Here is a 14,017-nt window from a genome sequence, read left to right as displayed (position 1 = left end):
CCGCCCGCACGCGGCAAGTGCCTCGGCCAGTACGCTCGCCGCGATCACCTGACTGCGGACGTCCTCGGCCTGCACCCGCACCGCCCGACGGGCCCAGTCCAACGCCTGTTCGCGCTGGCCATGGGCGAGCAGGGCCGAGGCGTAACGCGCCATCGACTGCCGGCGGGAGAAGAGCAGGGACGGCGTGGTGGCCGCCATCGTCGCGACCGGGGCGAGCAGGCCGACCGCGGTAGCGGAGTCGCCGGCAGCCAACCGGGCGGTGGCCAGCAGCACCCGGGGGGCGACCTGTGCCGGTGCCTGCGGATTGTGCGGTTCCACTGTGGTGAGCACCGCGCGGGCGTCCCGCTCGGCGGCGGCCACGTCACCCATCTCCAACGAGACGAAGCCACGCAGCGTGCCGGCCATCCCGGTCAGCAGCGGATGCGCGGTCCGATGGCCGTACGCGAGCGCGTCGGTGAGCAGGTCCGCGGCGTGCTCCGGCTCGCCCAGCCCTCGGGCGACCACCCCCCGGACGACGAGCGCGAAGCCCTGACCCCAGTCGTCCGACGCGGCGGCGAAGTCGCGGTACGCCCGACGGGCCTCCCGGTCGGCGTCGACCAGCTCCCCCAGCTCGGCGTTGGCGTACGCGTCGACCGCCCGGAGGGTGCCCACCGCCCACGCCTCACCGACCCGTTCACCGAACGGCAGGAAGACCCGGGCCAGGCGGCGCGCCTCCCGCAGCCGACCGGCGAGCAGCCGGGCGAAGGCGGTGGTGCCGCGCAGCCACGCCCGTCCGTACGGGTCCTTCAGCTCGGCGAAGAGGCGGGCGGCCCGACCGAGCACCGCATCCGCGCCGGCGAAGTCGCCCCGGGTGGTGGTCACCCAGGCCAGGTTCTGCAACGACCACGCCTGTCCCCGACGGTCCCCTGCGGCCAGGCTCACCTGGTACGCCGCCGCCAGCCGGCTGCTGGCCTGGCCCAGCCGGCCCACCAGGAAGTCGGTCATGCCCAGCCGGCGCATCGCCGAGGCGCGCAGGGTGGGCAGGTCGGCGTCGCCGGCCACCTGAAGCGCCTCCCGCCAACAGGACTCGGCCCGCCGTAGGTCGCCCATCACCTGCTGGGCCTGCCCGGCGAGCAGCAGGGCGCTGGCCCGCGTCGCCGGATCCCGCGTTCGCGGCGATCTTCTCGGCGGAGGCCAGGGCGTCGCCCGCCCGGCCGACCTGGAGCAGGGCCCGGGCGTGCGCCACCCGGTCGACCGCGGGTATTCCGTCGCGAGCCAGCTCGGCGGCGCGTTCGGCGTACTCGACGGCGAGCGCCGGCTCCCCGCGTGCAACGCCCGTCGGGTGGCCCGGCCCAGCGCCGCCACGCCCAGCGGCGCGACCGCCCGGGCCGGGGCGTCCGGGCGTAGCGTGACCGCGTCGGCGAGCGCGGTGGCCCGCTCGACGTGCTCGGCCACGAAGTCGTCCCGGGCACCCTCCGGGAAACCGCCGGGTCCGGCCCCGGTGCCGCCCGGACCGGCGGTCTCGGTCGCCGGAGCCGCCCAGCGGGCGAGTGCGGCGTGCCGTTCCGCCAGCTCCGCCTTGCTGATCCCGGAGTACGCGGCCTCCCGCATCAACGGAGTGGCGAAGGCGTACCCGTTTCGGGTGCGGTGCAGCATCCGGCGTTGCAGCAGCTCCTCCACGGCCCGTTCCAGCTCGACGGCGGCGACGGCGGCCGGGCGGCCGTCCCGGCCGGTGCGCTGCTCCCGCAACGCCTCCAGCGCACCGTCGGGCACGGTGTCGCCGACCACCGCGGCGTCCCGAAGCACCGAGCGGGCTTCGGCGGGCAGGGCGTCGATCCGGGCGGCGAGCACCGCCGCGAGATCCCGGGAGAGCAGGCGACTACCCAGTGAGCCGGGCGCCAGCCGCCAGGTGTTGCGTGCCCCGGCGGTGAGCGCACCGCGCTCCATCAGCAGGGTGACCAGTTCCGCCAGGTAGAAGGGATTTCCCTGGGCGGTGGCGAGCAACCGGTCGGCGTCGGCCTGAGGCAACCGTCCGCCGCCGAGGTAACTGGTCAGCAGCCGGGCCGCGTCGGCACCACGCAGCGGCGGCAGGGGCTGCACCTCGGCGTCGGAGACCCGGGCCAGGGTACCGGCGGTACGGACCAGTTCGGGTCGACCGAGCAGCAGCACCAGCACCGGCCCGGCGAGCCGGGACAGCGTGATCTCCAACGCGCCGATGGTCTCCGCGGTGGCGTCGTGCAGGTCGTCCACGATCACCACCAGCGGCGCCTCCTCGGCGAGCGCGCTGAGCAGGTCCGCCACCGCGTTGGGCACCGCGTCGACGTCGGCTGGCGGCTGGGCACTGCTCCACTCACCCTGGTCGGTGGGGCCACCGGCGGGCAGTTCCGCGTATCCGAGCAGGGCCAGCAGTTGGTCGGTGGCGACCGGGGCCGGCTCGGCGCGGGTACGGCTGAGCCGCTGTCCGAGCCGACGCAGCCGTTCCTCCACGGCTGCCCGGGTGACCGCGGTCGCGGCGTCGTTGGGCAACCCCGTCGCGGCGCGTACCAGGTCGGCGAGGGGTGCCAGCCGGCGACGCTCGCCGAACGCCGCACAGCGCACCGAGAGCACCCGGGCACCGGTGTGTGCGGCGTACCGGCCGGCACCGACGTCGTAGCCGGCGGCGAGGCGCTCCACCTCGGCGGCGAACCGGGACTTGCCGATGCCCGCCTCGGCCGTCATCAGCAACACCCGGGGCTCGGTACGGTCGATCACCTCGGCGAGCCGGCCGGCGACCCGGCCGATCTCGGTCTCCCGGCCCACGAACGGCGCCTCGTCGCCAAGACCGGAGCGGGTACCGGGCGCGTCCAGCAGGCCGAGCAGCTCGTACGCCTCGACCGGCTCGCGCTTGCCCTTGAGCCGCAGTGGCCGCAGCGCCCGCCAACTCGCGACGTGCCGGGTCGCCGCGGCGGTACGGCCACCGGCGTAGACCGCGCCGACGGCGGCGGCGTCGGCCAGCCGGGCGGCGGTGTTCACCGTGTCGCCGATGACGGTGTACTCGATGGCGGCCTGGATGCCGGCGATCACGTCGCCCGTGTTGAGCCCGACCCGCAGTCCCAGCGGCGCACCGCCGCCCCGCTCGTCGTCGAGCACCCGGCGCACCGCCCGCTGCATGGACAGGGCGGCTCGGACGGCCCGCTCGGCGTCGTCCTCGTGCGCCACCGGAGCGCCGAACACCGCCATGATCCCGTCACCGGTCAGCTTGTCGACGTGCCCGCCGAAGGTCTTGACCGCCCCGGCCAGCGCGGCCAGGACCCGGTCGGTGACCGCGCCGACACGTTCCGGGTCGAGGTCCTCCGACCAGGAGGTGAAGTCGGACAGGTCGCCGAAGAGCACGGTCACCACGCGGCGCTCGGCGGCCGGCAGGGTGGCGGCGGCCGGCAGCGCGGCGCCGCAGTTGTGGCAAAACCGGGCGCCGGGCACGGCGACGGTTCCGCACACCGGGCAGGTCACGCTGGATCCAACCTCGCGTCGCCGCCGTCGGATTCCCGGCCGAGGTATTCGAGCTGGGCGCGTACCGACCATTCCGCCGCCCACCACAGCGACCGGTCCACGTCGGCGTAGACCACGGCGACCACCTCGGCCGCGGTTCGCGCGCCGGCGTCCAGCGCCGTCCGGACCTGGTCGAGGCGGGCACGGCGGTGGGCGAGGTAGAAGTCGGCGGCGGCACCGCAGTCGGCCAGCGCCGGGCCGTGCCCGGGCAACGCCGGCATTCCCCGGTACGTCGAGAGCAGTTCCAGACTGGTCAGGTAGTCGCCGAGGTGCCCGTCGGGGTGCGCCACGACGGTGGTGCCCCGGCCGAGGATCGTGTCACCGGTGAGGATCAGCCGCTGGCCGTCCCGCTCGGCCAGGAAGCACACCGAGTCGGCGGTGTGCCCCGGGGTGGCGAGCAGGCGGATGTCCAGGCCGAAGCCGGCCAGGTCCTGTCCCGGGCCGGTCAGCGGCACACCGCCGATCGTGTGCGCCGGGTCGGCAGCCAGGACGTCGGCTCCGTCGAGCAGGGCGTGCAGGCGCGCCGAGCCTTCGGTGTGGTCCGGATGGCCGTGGGTGATCAACACCAGCCCGACCGGCCCCTGCGCGACGATGGCCGCGAGGTGCGCCTCGTCCGCCGGCCCCGGGTCGACCACTACGGCCGGTTCGCCGGGCCGGGCCCGCAGCAGCCAGGTGTTGGTGCCGTCGAGCGTCATCGGCCCCGGATTCGGTGCCCGCAGCAGTGTCACCCAGTCCGGCAGTTCGCTGGCGAGGGCGGTCACCGCCCCCGTCACATGCCCTCCCATGGCTGCGATCGTACGACTCCGCGAGCGCACCTCCGCGATCTTGCAGTTCCGGTCCCCGATTCGTCCTCGTTAGGGGTCTTCGTCCGGGCGGAAACTGCAAGATCGCGGAGGGTCAGGAGACCTCGACGATGACCTCGACCTCCACCGGCGCGTCCAGCGGGAGTTCCGCGACGCCGACGGCTGAGCGGGCGTGGCGGCCGGCCTCACCGAAGACGGTGCCGAACAGGTCCGAGGCGCCGTTGATGACACCTGGCTGACCGGTGAAGCCGGAGGCGCTGGCGACGAAGCCGGTCAGCTTCACGACCTTCACCACGTTCTCCAGACCGACGAGCGAGTCGATCGCGGCGAGCGCGTTGAGGGCGCAGCGCTGGGCCAACTGCTTGGCCTGCTCTGCGGAGACGCCGGCACCCACCTTGCCAGTGGCCAGGAGCTTGCCCTCGACCATCGGCAGTTGCCCGGAGACGTACACGTGCTGCCCGGACTGCACCGCCGGCAGGTAGCTCGCCACCGGCGGCACCACCTCCGGCAGTTCCAGTCCGAGCTCCGCCAGCCTGGCGTGTGGTCCGTTGGCCACGACACTCATGCCTTCGGGCGCTTCAGGTAGGCGACCAGTTGCTCCGGGTTCGGCCCGGGGACGACGGAGACGAGCTCCCAGCCGTCCTCACCCCAGTTGTCGAGGATCTGCTTGGTCGCGTGGACCAGCAGCGGGACGGTGGCGTATTCCCACTTCTGCATCGGTGGAGGGCTCCCTCGGTGGCACGGACACTTCGGGACACAGCCTACGGTCCACCGGCCGGTCGGGGCGCGGGACGCTGCTCAGCGTCGGGCCACTGCTCGGGTGCGGTCCGTTGCTCGGGCGCTGTGGGCAGTTCGCCGCAGGGCCCGGCATGGTCGTAGGGCTGGGGACAGCGGGTGCGGTCCGGCAGCAACAGGTCACAGAAGACCCGGTGCCGGTTGTTCTGGTCGTCGGCGGTCGACACCTCGGTCTCGCCGGCGTCCAGTTCGAGCAGGAAGTTCAGCGACGTGGCCAGCCGACCGGCCAACGCGGTGGCGGCGGCCAGGTCGGTCACCCGGATGGGCAGATGGATGACGTACCCGGGGCCGTCCTCCTCCCGCCCACCGGCCGGCTCGGCACCGGCGACCGGGTCGACGGGACGCCGGTACGACCGCTCGTTGACCGGTAGCCGGCCGGAGGGGTCTCCGCCAGCGGTCCGGCTGCCCCGGCGCGGCCCGGCGGGGAACTGGGCTCGGGGGGTGTTGTCCGTGTCGCGCATGACTGCCTCCGGGCGTCGTACCTGGTCACGGCGCCGCCCACCGGTCCGGAACCCGTTCGCCCGGTCCGGACCGGAGCGTGCCGGAGCGACCGTAGGACCGCCACCCCGGTCCCATCAACAGGACGCGCGTGCCCGATCGCCTTCGGTCACATTTGCGACACCCGACCAGCGGAAAGTTGATCGCGATCCGCGTACCCGACACACCGGGCTCCCCGCAGCGGCACCGCGGACCGCTACCCTTCCCGTCTGGACGGGCGCCCGGCCCGGCCACCCGATCCCACGCACACCGCCGGTACGCGGTGCTGCGCCGCACCCGGGGGGACCGATGACCCAGCCACCCGTCGGCGGCCCGACCGGCCCCACCGACCTCCCGCCGGCCGGTTCACCGGCCCAGTCCCCGCCGCCGGCCGCCGGCCACGATGCGCCGCCCGGGCCGCCGGAGGGCGGGTACCGGCCGCAGCACGCACCGACCGGACCGTCACGTAAGCGGGGCCCACTGCTGGCCTCGCTCACGCTGGTGGTGGTGCTGCTGCTCTGCGCCGGCGGCGGCGTGGCCGCGTTCCTCACCCTGCGCAACACCGAGTCGGGCGAGGGGGCGCCGGATCCGTCGGTCGCCGTCGACGACTTCCTGACCGCCGTCTACCAGGACCGGGACGCCGCCAAGGCGGCGGATCTGGTCTGCACCGCCGCGCGCGACCAGGACAAGATCCGGGCGAAGGTGGCCGAGGTCGAGGAGTACGTCGCGACCTACCAGAACCCGCGGTTCCGCTGGGACACCCCGACGGTGGACAACGAGACCGGCGACCGGGCAACCGTCACCACCACGGTGACCGTGACCACCGCCGACGAGAAGATCGCCGACCAGGACCTGCGCTTCACGGTGATCCGTAAGACCGGCTGGTGGGTCTGCGAGGTCGCCTGAGCACGCCGGATGGATAGGCTCGACGGGTGGGAGCAGCGCAGCGACCGAACGACCGGGCCGGCATCGACTGGCCCGCCCGTCTGCACGTGGTGACCGGCAAGGGCGGCACGGGCAAGACCAGCGTGGCCGCCGCGCTCGCCCTGGGATTGGCCGCCGGTGGTCGGCGCACTCTGCTGGTGGAGGTGGAGGGGCGGCAGGGCATCGCCCAGCTCTTCGGCACCGAACCGCTGCCGTACGCCGAACGGCACCTGGCCGACGCCACCGACGGTGGCGAGGTGTCGGCGCTCGCGGTCGACGCCGAGGAGGCGCTGCTCGAATACCTCGACATGTTCTACAAGCTCGGCGCGGCCGGCCGGGCGCTACGCAAGTTCGGGGCGATCGACTTCGCCACCACCATCGCTCCGGGTCTGCGCGACGTGCTGCTCACCGGCAAGGTCAAGGAGGCCACCACCCGCACCGTCGACAAGCGGCGGGTGTACGACGCGGTGGTGCTGGACGCGCCACCCACCGGTCGGATCGGGCGTTTCCTGAACGTCACCGCCGAAACCGCCCGGCTGGCCAAGGTGGGACCGATCAAGACGCAGAGCGAGGGCGTGTCCGCGCTGCTGCGCTCACCGATGACCGCCGTGCACGTGGTGACCCTGCTCGAGGAGATGCCGGTACAGGAGACCGTCGACGCGATCGCCGAGCTGACCTCGCTCGGTTTCCACGTCGGGCGGGTGATCGTCAACGGGACCCGGGCACCGCTGCCGACCGCGCAGGTGGTCACCGAGGCGGAGTTGGCACGGGGCCTGCGCGCGGCGGGACTGCCGGCCGCCGAGAGCATCGTCACCGGTCTGCACGACGAGGCGCGGGACCTCATGATCCGCCGGGAGCTGGAGGATTCGCTCCGCACCGACCTGGTGGAGTTGGGCGTGCCCCTGGTCGAACTGCCGCTGCTGCCCGACGGGGTGGACCGGGCCGGCCTGGAGGTGCTCGCCGCCGCGCTCGTCCACGGTGATTGACGCACACCTCGCCTCGGCCTGGCGCGCGGAGCCGGTCAGCCCGATACGCTCGATTGGTGCCTTCCGACAACGCCGCGCCGCCGCTGGACGTCGACCGGATCCTGGCTGACCCGGGAGCCCGGATCGTGGTGTGCTGCGGTGCGGGCGGGGTGGGCAAGACGACCACGGCCGCCGCGCTGGCGCTGCGCGCCGCCGAACAGCACGGCCGCCGCACGGTGGTGCTCACCATCGACCCGGCGCGGCGCCTGGCCCAGTCCCTCGGCCTGACCGAGCTGGACAACACGCCGCGGCAGGTCAAGGGGATCGACGTCGAGGAGAGCGGCGGCGAACTGCACGCCATGATGCTGGACATGAAGCGCACCTTCGACGACGTGGTGCTGGCGCACACCGACCCGGCGAAGGCGGCCGAGATCTTCGCCAACCCCTTCTACCAGGCCATGAGTTCCACCTTCGCCGGCACCCAGGAATACATGGCGATGGAGAAGCTCGGCCAGTTGCACGCCCGGGGCGAGTGGGACCTGATCGTGGTGGACACTCCCCCGTCGCGCTCGGCGCTGGACTTCCTCGACGCACCGGCCCGGTTGTCGCGGTTCCTCGACGGGCGGATGCTACGGCTGCTGCTCGCCCCGGCCCGAACCGGTGGTCGCAGCATGTTCAGCCTGGTCACCGCCTCCTTCGGGATGTTCTCCCGGGTGGTGCAGAAGGTGATCGGCACTCAGCTGCTGACCGACCTGTCCGGCTTCGTCGCCGCGCTCGACTCGATGTTCGGTGGGTTCCGGCAGCGTGCCGAGCAGACGTACCGCATCCTCCAGGCCCGGGAGACGGCCTTCCTGCTGGTCGCGGCGCCGGAGCCGGACGCGGTCCGGGAGGCCGCCTACTTCGCCGGTCGGCTGCGCGCGGAGAAGATGCCGCTCGCCGGCCTGGTGCTCAACCGGGTGCACCAGCCGGCGGTGGCCGAGCTGGGCGCGGCGGAGAGCCGCGCCGCCGCTGACCGGCTGGCCACGTCCGGTGGGCACGAGGGCACCGTCGAGGTGTTGCGGGCCCACGCCGCCCTGGTCGAACAGGCGGTCCGTGAGCAGCAGGTGGCGGCACGGTTCACCGACGCGTTCCCAGAGGTGCCGACCGTGTCGGTGACGGCGCAGCCCGCCGACGTGCATGACGTCGACGGGCTACGGACGATCGCGGCGGCGATCGGCCACCCCTGACCCGCAGCCGGTTCGGCCGGAAGCCGCGGGCCGACCGTGCCGGTTGGTCAGTTGCCGGCCGCGGCCAGGATCTTGTCCTTGCCGGCCTTGTCCTTGGCGTTCTTCTTCATCGCCGCCTCGAACATCTTGCGCCAGCTGGTGACCTGGGGATGGCGACGCAACAGTGCGCGGCGTTCCCGTTCGGTCATGCCGCCCCACACGCCGAACTCGATCCGGTTGTCCAGCGCGTCGGCCAGGCACTCGTACCGGACTGGGCAGCTCCGGCAGATCCGCTTGGCCACGTTCTGTTCGGCGCCCTGTACGAACAACGCGTCCGGGTCTCCGTTCTGACACGCCGCCAACGACGGCCAGTCAGTGATCATGCCCATCTGTACACGTCCCCCCTTGCTGTACTACCGACGCCGTCGCGGGCCAGCCGGCAATCCCCCCGGGTCGTCCGGCACGCCTTACCCCAAGGCGGCACAGACGACATGTGGCACTGTCGCCGCCTACATCATGCTCTGTAGTCGCCTGGTTACGCAACGTTGTCGGCGAAATCCATCATTCCGGACAACCCCGGCCTCTCGGGCCTGGGACAGCCGCTTACCCCACCGAGGTCGGCAAAAACGCTGCGGGTCGCCTCCGTACGGAGGAGACTCGGCTCGAATCCACGCAACCGGACACCCGGTGCCACGCGTCTAGCACAACGAGGACGGCGCGCGCAGGAAATGGGGAAAAGACGCCCCGGCGCCCCTCGTTACCTGTTCGCGTACCCTGTCGAGGTGACCTGGATGCGGAAACGTGACCACAACGTCCTGACCAACGCCGCATCGCTACTCATCTGTGGGTTGTTGGCCGGCGTGGTGGTCGCCGCTGCGGCCTTCCCCGCGGTGGCGATGTCGGGCCTGGCCGCGAAGGCCGGCGCGGAGACCTTCGGCGCGCTGCCGAAGGAGCTCACCGTTGCCCGCGCACCACAGATCAGCTACCTGCTCGCCTCCGACGGCAAGACACCGCTGGCCACCATGTACGACGAGAACCGGCGCGACGTGAAGCTCGCCGACATCTCGGAGAACATGCGCAACGCGATCATCGCCGCCGAGGACCACGACTTCTACAAGCACAACGGGGTCGACCTCAACGGCGTGGCCCGGGCCTTCGTCAACAACAGCCAGGCCGGCGCCGACCGCCAGGGCGCCTCGACGTTGACCATGCAGTACGTCCGGATGGGCATCGCGTACTCGGCCACGCATCCGGCCGACGTGATCGCCGCGACCGAGGACACCAGCGCCCGCAAGCTGCGCGAGATGCGGTACGCACTCCAGCTCGACAAGGAGATGTCGAAGGACGAGATCCTGGAGCGCTACCTCAACCTCGCCGCCTTCGGCAACGGCGCGTACGGTGTCTACGCCGCCAGCCAGGTCTACTTCAACAAGCCGCCGAAGAACCTGAAGATCGAAGAGGCGGCCATGCTGGCCGGCCTGGTGAAGGCCCCCACCTCGTTCGATCCGACCACCAAGGACGGCTACCCGCACGCCGTCGACCGGCGCAACTACGTGATCGACAACATGGTCAAGACCGGCGCGATCACCCAGCAGCAGGCCGACGAGGCCAAGGCCGTCAAGCTGGTGGTCAAGGGCAAGCGGGCCCCCAACGGCTGCGTCGCCACCAACAAGAACGCCTGGGGCTTCTTCTGCGACTACTTCTACCGCTGGTGGATGTCGCAGGAGACGTTCGGGTCGACCTCGTACGACCGGGAGCGGCGGCTCAAGAGCGGCGGCTACACCATCATCACGACCCTGGACAAGCAGGCCCAGACCGGCGCCGACAAGGCGGTACGCAGGGCGAAGCCGGTGACCGCCAAGGAGGCCGCCATGGTGGCGGTGGTCGAGCCCGGCACCGGTCGGGTCCGGGCGCTGTCGGTGAACCGGAACTTCAAGCTCGACAACCCCGACAAGCCCAAGAACAAGCCGCACAGCGACCCGAAGCAGCGCGAGAAGGGCAAGCGGGGCAACTATCCGAACACGGTCAACCCGCTGCTCACCGGCGGCGACGGCATCACCGGCTACCAGGGCGGCTCGACCTTCAAGATCTTCACCATCGTGGCCGCGCTGGAGAAGGGCATCCCGCTCAGCTACACCTTCAACGCGCCGCAGCAGTTCAAGTCCGAGTACATCATCGACAGCAGCAGTCCCGCCGCCTGTCCGGGCACGAACCTCTACTGCCCGACGAACTCCGGCAAGAAGGCCGGCGGCGTGCAGAACATGTGGAGCGCCTTCTCCGCCTCGATCAACACGTACTTCGTCCCGTTGCAGCAGCAGGTCGGCGCGGAGAACGTGGTGGACGTGGCCAAGCGCCTGGGCATCCAGTTCCGGCAGAGCAAGGACGCGGAGTTCGCCGACAGCAAGGAGGCCGCGCACCAGTGGGGCGCGTTCACCCTGGGCGTCTCGCAGGTGACTCCGCTGGATCTGGCCAACGCGTACGCCACCCTGGCCGCCGACGGCAAGTACTGCGAGCCGATCCCGGTGCAGGAGATCCGGGACCTGGACGGCAACAAGCTGGACGTGGCCAACCCACGCTGCGAGAAGCGGATCAGCACCGAGGTGGCCCGGGCCGCGGTGGACGCGGCCCGCTGCCCGGTCGGCGACAACTCCTCCACCAGCAAGTGCGGCGGCAGCCGGACGGCGGCCCAGACCAAGTACATCGTCAAGGCTCCGGTGGCCGGCAAGTCGGGCACCACCGACTCTGAGAAGAGCGCCGCCCTGGTCGCGATGACCAAGCAGTACGCGGTGGCCGGCATCATGGCGGATCCGGACTGGCCGCAGACCAACGCCAAGATGAAGCACAACCAGCCGGACGGCATCAACCCGCCGGTCTGGGAGACGCTGCGCGACGCCATGGATGGCAAGAAGCGGATCGACTTCGAGCCGCCCGGTAAGAAGATCTCGCTGGGCGACCAGCGCACCATCCCGGGCGTCGGATGCCTGGACCTCGACCGGGCCAAGTCCCGCCTCTCCGGTGCCGGCTTCGAACCCATCGTCTCCAGCAGCCGGGTCACCTCCGACTGCCCCGCCGGCACCGCCGCCGGCACCAGCCCCAGCGGTCGCACCATCAAGGGCGGCATCGTGACCATCATGGTGAGCGCCGGTAAGCCCAGTAACAACAACGGCGGCGGTAACGACCGTCCCGGCAACGGCTCGCCCTCCGGCCCGCCCAGCAATCCCGGCCGGCCGCCGGACCGACCCGGCGGCTGACCAGCCAGCAGCGCTCAAACGGGCGGGCATCCTCTCGCGGGGTGCCCGCCCGTTCGTGTGGTGTCCCGGGCCGCCGTCAGCAGGGCGGGCCGGATTGTCGGCTGGGAGGACTCAGAGGCCCAGTTGGCGGCGTACCTCGGCGGCCACCCGGCCTCCCTCGGCCTGGCCGGCCACCGCGGCCTGGGCCGCCTTCATCGCCGGGCCCATCTGGGCCTTGCCGGTGAAGCCGCCCGCCGCGAGCGCCCGCGTGACAAGCGCGGTCAGCTCGGCGTCGGAGAGCTGCTTCGGCAGGTAACGGTCCAACACCTCACCCTCGGCGCTCTCCCTGGCGGCCTGCTCGGCGCGGCCCGCGTCGGCGAAGGCGGTGGCGGCCTCGCGGCGCTTCTTGGCCTCCTTGGTCAGCACGGCCACCACCTCGTCGTCGCTGAGCTCCCGCTTGGCCTTGCCGGAGACCTCGGCGGTGCCCACGGCGGCCAAGGCCATCCGCAGGGTGGAGGTGGTCAGCTCGTCGCGGGCCTTCAGGGCGGCGCGCATGTCGGCGGTGAGGCGGTCCTTCAGCGTGCTCATGGACGGTCAAACTACCCTGATCGGCATGCGAAAGCGCACACTATTCCGGCTCGCGACCGCGACCGTCGCGACGGGTGCCGCCGCTCTGGCGTACGCCTCCCTGGTCGAGCGCAACATGTTCACCCTCCGCCGCTTCGACGTGCCGGTGCTGCCGACCGGCACCGAGCCGCTGCGCGTGCTGCACCTGTCGGACCTGCACATGACCCCCAACCAGGTACGCAAGCAGCAGTGGGTCGCCTCGCTGGCCGCGCTCGACCCCGACCTGGTGGTGGTGACCGGGGACAACATGGCGCACCCGGGCGCGGTGCCCGGCGTGCTGCGGGCCCTGCAACCCCTGCTCGACTACCCGGGGGCGTTCGTGTTCGGCTCGAACGACTACACCGGGCCGGTCTGGAAGAACCCGTTCACCTACTTCCTGCCCGATCGGGAGTACACCGAGGGCGTCGAGCTGCCCTCCGAGGAACTGCGTGACGTGCTCGTCGGGGCCGGGTGGGTCGACCTGAACAACCGGCGGACCACGGTCAAGGCCGGCGGCCGGGCGATCGACATGGCCGGCGTGGACGACCCGCACGTCGAGCGGGACGACTACGCCTCGGTCGCCGGGCCGATCTCCCCCGCCGCCGACCTGTCCATCGCGCTCACCCACTCGCCCGAGCCGGCGCTGCTCGACGAGATGGCCGCCGACGGCTTCGGGCTGCTGCTCGCCGGGCACACCCACGGCGGTCAGGTGTGCGTACCGGGAGTGGGAGCGTTGGTGACCAACTGCGGGCTGCCCCGGTCGATGGCGAAGGGCCTGCACCGCTGGCCTGGGTCGGACTCCTGGCTGCACGTCTCCGCCGGGCTCGGCACTCACCCGACCGCCCCCGTCCGGTTCGCCTGCCCACCGGAGGCCAGCCTGCTCACGCTGATCCCGCGCTGACCGCCGCACCGGGGTACCGAGTTTGAGCCCCGGGACGGGTGGGCTACTATTTGTCGGCACGCCTCGGGGTGTGGCGCAGCTTGGTAGCGCGCTTCGTTCGGGACGAAGAGGTCGTCGGTTCGAATCCGGCCACCCCGACCAGGTGAGGGGCACATCCAGCCACTGGATGTGCCCCACTTTTTTGGGGCGTGACAACGTCATCGCCGACCCGTGTATCGAGCACGGCGAGTTTCCGAGGTCAGGTTTGGCCCATGGGTCGACGGGGATGCGCGGTCATGCGCATCGACGTGGACGAGCCTGACGCCCGCAACCTGTTCTGGGGAGGGATGCGGGATGTCGCCAACGCCGCCGCACGCCACCAGGATCAAGCCCTCTACCAGGCAATAATCAAGATCGGCAGAGCCGCGCTGGCGCAGGGCGTCGATCTGGTGCCGTCGGGCGGCCTGTTCCTGCAGTGCCCGATCTGCGACGCCCTGCCCGGCCAACGCTGCATCAACGTGGCCAGTCACCCGCTCGGAGACCGCGCCTGCCACCCGGAGCGCGTCGAGTTGGCGGCGAAGGCGTTCAGTGGAGAGGTGCCGCTTCCGTCTCCGCTGCGTTGAGG

At 71.9% G+C, this 14,017-nt stretch carries 12 protein-coding genes, 1 tRNA gene and 1 pseudogene; 7 read left to right on the top strand and 7 right to left on the bottom strand.

Annotated elements, in window-relative coordinates; translation table 11 throughout:
- The 5 genes and pseudogenes from ENC19_RS28070 to ENC19_RS28050 all read right to left on the bottom strand — a co-directional run.
- A pseudogene (locus ENC19_RS28070) lies at positions 1 to 3,468 on the bottom strand (adenylate/guanylate cyclase domain-containing protein); the annotation flags it as partial.
- On the bottom strand, positions 3,465 to 4,292 hold the full coding sequence (locus ENC19_RS28065; protein WP_164450057.1) for an MBL fold metallo-hydrolase: 828 nt from the start codon (positions 4,290 to 4,292) through the stop codon (positions 3,465 to 3,467). The gene ENC19_RS28065 and the pseudogene ENC19_RS28070, both read right to left, overlap by 4 nt.
- A 112-nt stretch (positions 4,293 to 4,404) precedes the next feature.
- The gene (locus tag ENC19_RS28060; RefSeq protein ID WP_164450056.1) at positions 4,405 to 4,875 is read right to left on the bottom strand and encodes a RidA family protein; all 471 of its coding nucleotides are present in this window, start codon (positions 4,873 to 4,875) and stop codon (positions 4,405 to 4,407) included.
- Positions 4,872 to 5,027 carry a DUF4177 domain-containing protein gene (locus ENC19_RS28055; protein ID WP_013736319.1) on the bottom strand — a complete coding sequence of 52 codons (156 nt, stop codon included), beginning with the start codon at positions 5,025 to 5,027 and terminating at the stop codon, positions 4,872 to 4,874. The genes ENC19_RS28060 and ENC19_RS28055 overlap by 4 nt, the downstream gene beginning before the upstream one ends.
- Positions 5,028 to 5,071: 44 nt before the next feature.
- Positions 5,072 to 5,566, bottom strand: coding sequence for a hypothetical protein (locus ENC19_RS28050; RefSeq protein WP_164450055.1), 495 nt, complete (start codon positions 5,564 to 5,566; stop codon positions 5,072 to 5,074).
- 325 nt (positions 5,567 to 5,891) lie between these two features.
- Here ENC19_RS28050 and ENC19_RS28045 point away from each other — a divergent pair, with 325 nt between their 5' ends.
- The 3 genes from ENC19_RS28045 to ENC19_RS28035 are packed head-to-tail and all read left to right on the top strand — an operon-like array spanning position 5,892 to position 8,697.
- Positions 5,892 to 6,488, top strand: a complete 597-nt coding sequence (locus ENC19_RS28045; RefSeq protein ID WP_164450054.1) for an Rv0361 family membrane protein — start codon at positions 5,892 to 5,894, stop codon at positions 6,486 to 6,488.
- A gap of 26 nt (positions 6,489 to 6,514) precedes the next feature.
- Entirely contained in the window at positions 6,515 to 7,492 is a 978-nt protein-coding gene (locus ENC19_RS28040; protein WP_164450053.1) for an ArsA-related P-loop ATPase, read from the top strand.
- 53 nt (positions 7,493 to 7,545) lie between these two features.
- Positions 7,546 to 8,697, top strand: coding sequence for an ArsA family ATPase (locus tag ENC19_RS28035; RefSeq protein WP_166459225.1), 1,152 nt, complete (start codon positions 7,546 to 7,548; stop codon positions 8,695 to 8,697).
- Between the two features lie 47 nt (positions 8,698 to 8,744).
- Here ENC19_RS28035 and ENC19_RS28030 read toward each other — a convergent pair whose 3' ends face one another.
- Positions 8,745 to 9,065 carry a WhiB family transcriptional regulator gene (locus ENC19_RS28030; protein ID WP_155214342.1) on the bottom strand — a complete coding sequence of 107 codons (321 nt, stop codon included), beginning with the start codon at positions 9,063 to 9,065 and terminating at the stop codon, positions 8,745 to 8,747.
- A 402-nt stretch (positions 9,066 to 9,467) separates the two neighbouring features.
- On the opposite strand from ENC19_RS28030, the gene ENC19_RS28025 reads away from it, so the two are divergent.
- Positions 9,468 to 11,927: a penicillin-binding protein gene (locus ENC19_RS28025; protein WP_164450051.1), complete on the top strand. Its 2,460-nt coding sequence runs from the start codon at positions 9,468 to 9,470 to the stop codon at positions 11,925 to 11,927.
- 111 nt (positions 11,928 to 12,038) lie between these two features.
- On the opposite strand, the gene ENC19_RS28020 is transcribed toward ENC19_RS28025, so the two are convergent.
- Entirely contained in the window at positions 12,039 to 12,494 is a 456-nt protein-coding gene (locus tag ENC19_RS28020) for a GatB/YqeY domain-containing protein (protein ID WP_164450050.1), read from the bottom strand.
- Between the two features lie 25 nt (positions 12,495 to 12,519).
- On the opposite strand from ENC19_RS28020, the gene ENC19_RS28015 reads away from it, so the two are divergent.
- The 3 genes from ENC19_RS28015 to ENC19_RS28005 all read left to right on the top strand — a co-directional run bounded on the left by ENC19_RS28015 (position 12,520) and on the right by ENC19_RS28005 (position 14,015).
- Complete coding sequence (locus ENC19_RS28015) at positions 12,520 to 13,413, top strand: metallophosphoesterase (RefSeq protein ID WP_164450049.1); 894 nt, start codon at positions 12,520 to 12,522, stop codon at positions 13,411 to 13,413.
- 64 nt (positions 13,414 to 13,477) lie between these two features.
- A tRNA-Pro gene (locus tag ENC19_RS28010) sits at positions 13,478 to 13,554 on the top strand.
- A 134-nt stretch (positions 13,555 to 13,688) separates the two neighbouring features.
- Positions 13,689 to 14,015: a zinc finger domain-containing protein gene (locus ENC19_RS28005; RefSeq protein ID WP_164450048.1), complete on the top strand. Its 327-nt coding sequence runs from the start codon at positions 13,689 to 13,691 to the stop codon at positions 14,013 to 14,015.
- Positions 14,016 to 14,017 lie beyond the last annotated feature (2 nt).

The organism is Verrucosispora sioxanthis, assembly GCF_010560025.1.
In the GTDB taxonomy this organism is placed as follows: domain Bacteria; phylum Actinomycetota; class Actinomycetes; order Mycobacteriales; family Micromonosporaceae; genus Micromonospora; species Micromonospora palythoicola.
The sequence above is the reverse complement of the archived record's forward strand: the minus strand, read 5'-3'. Positions and strand labels throughout refer to the sequence as shown.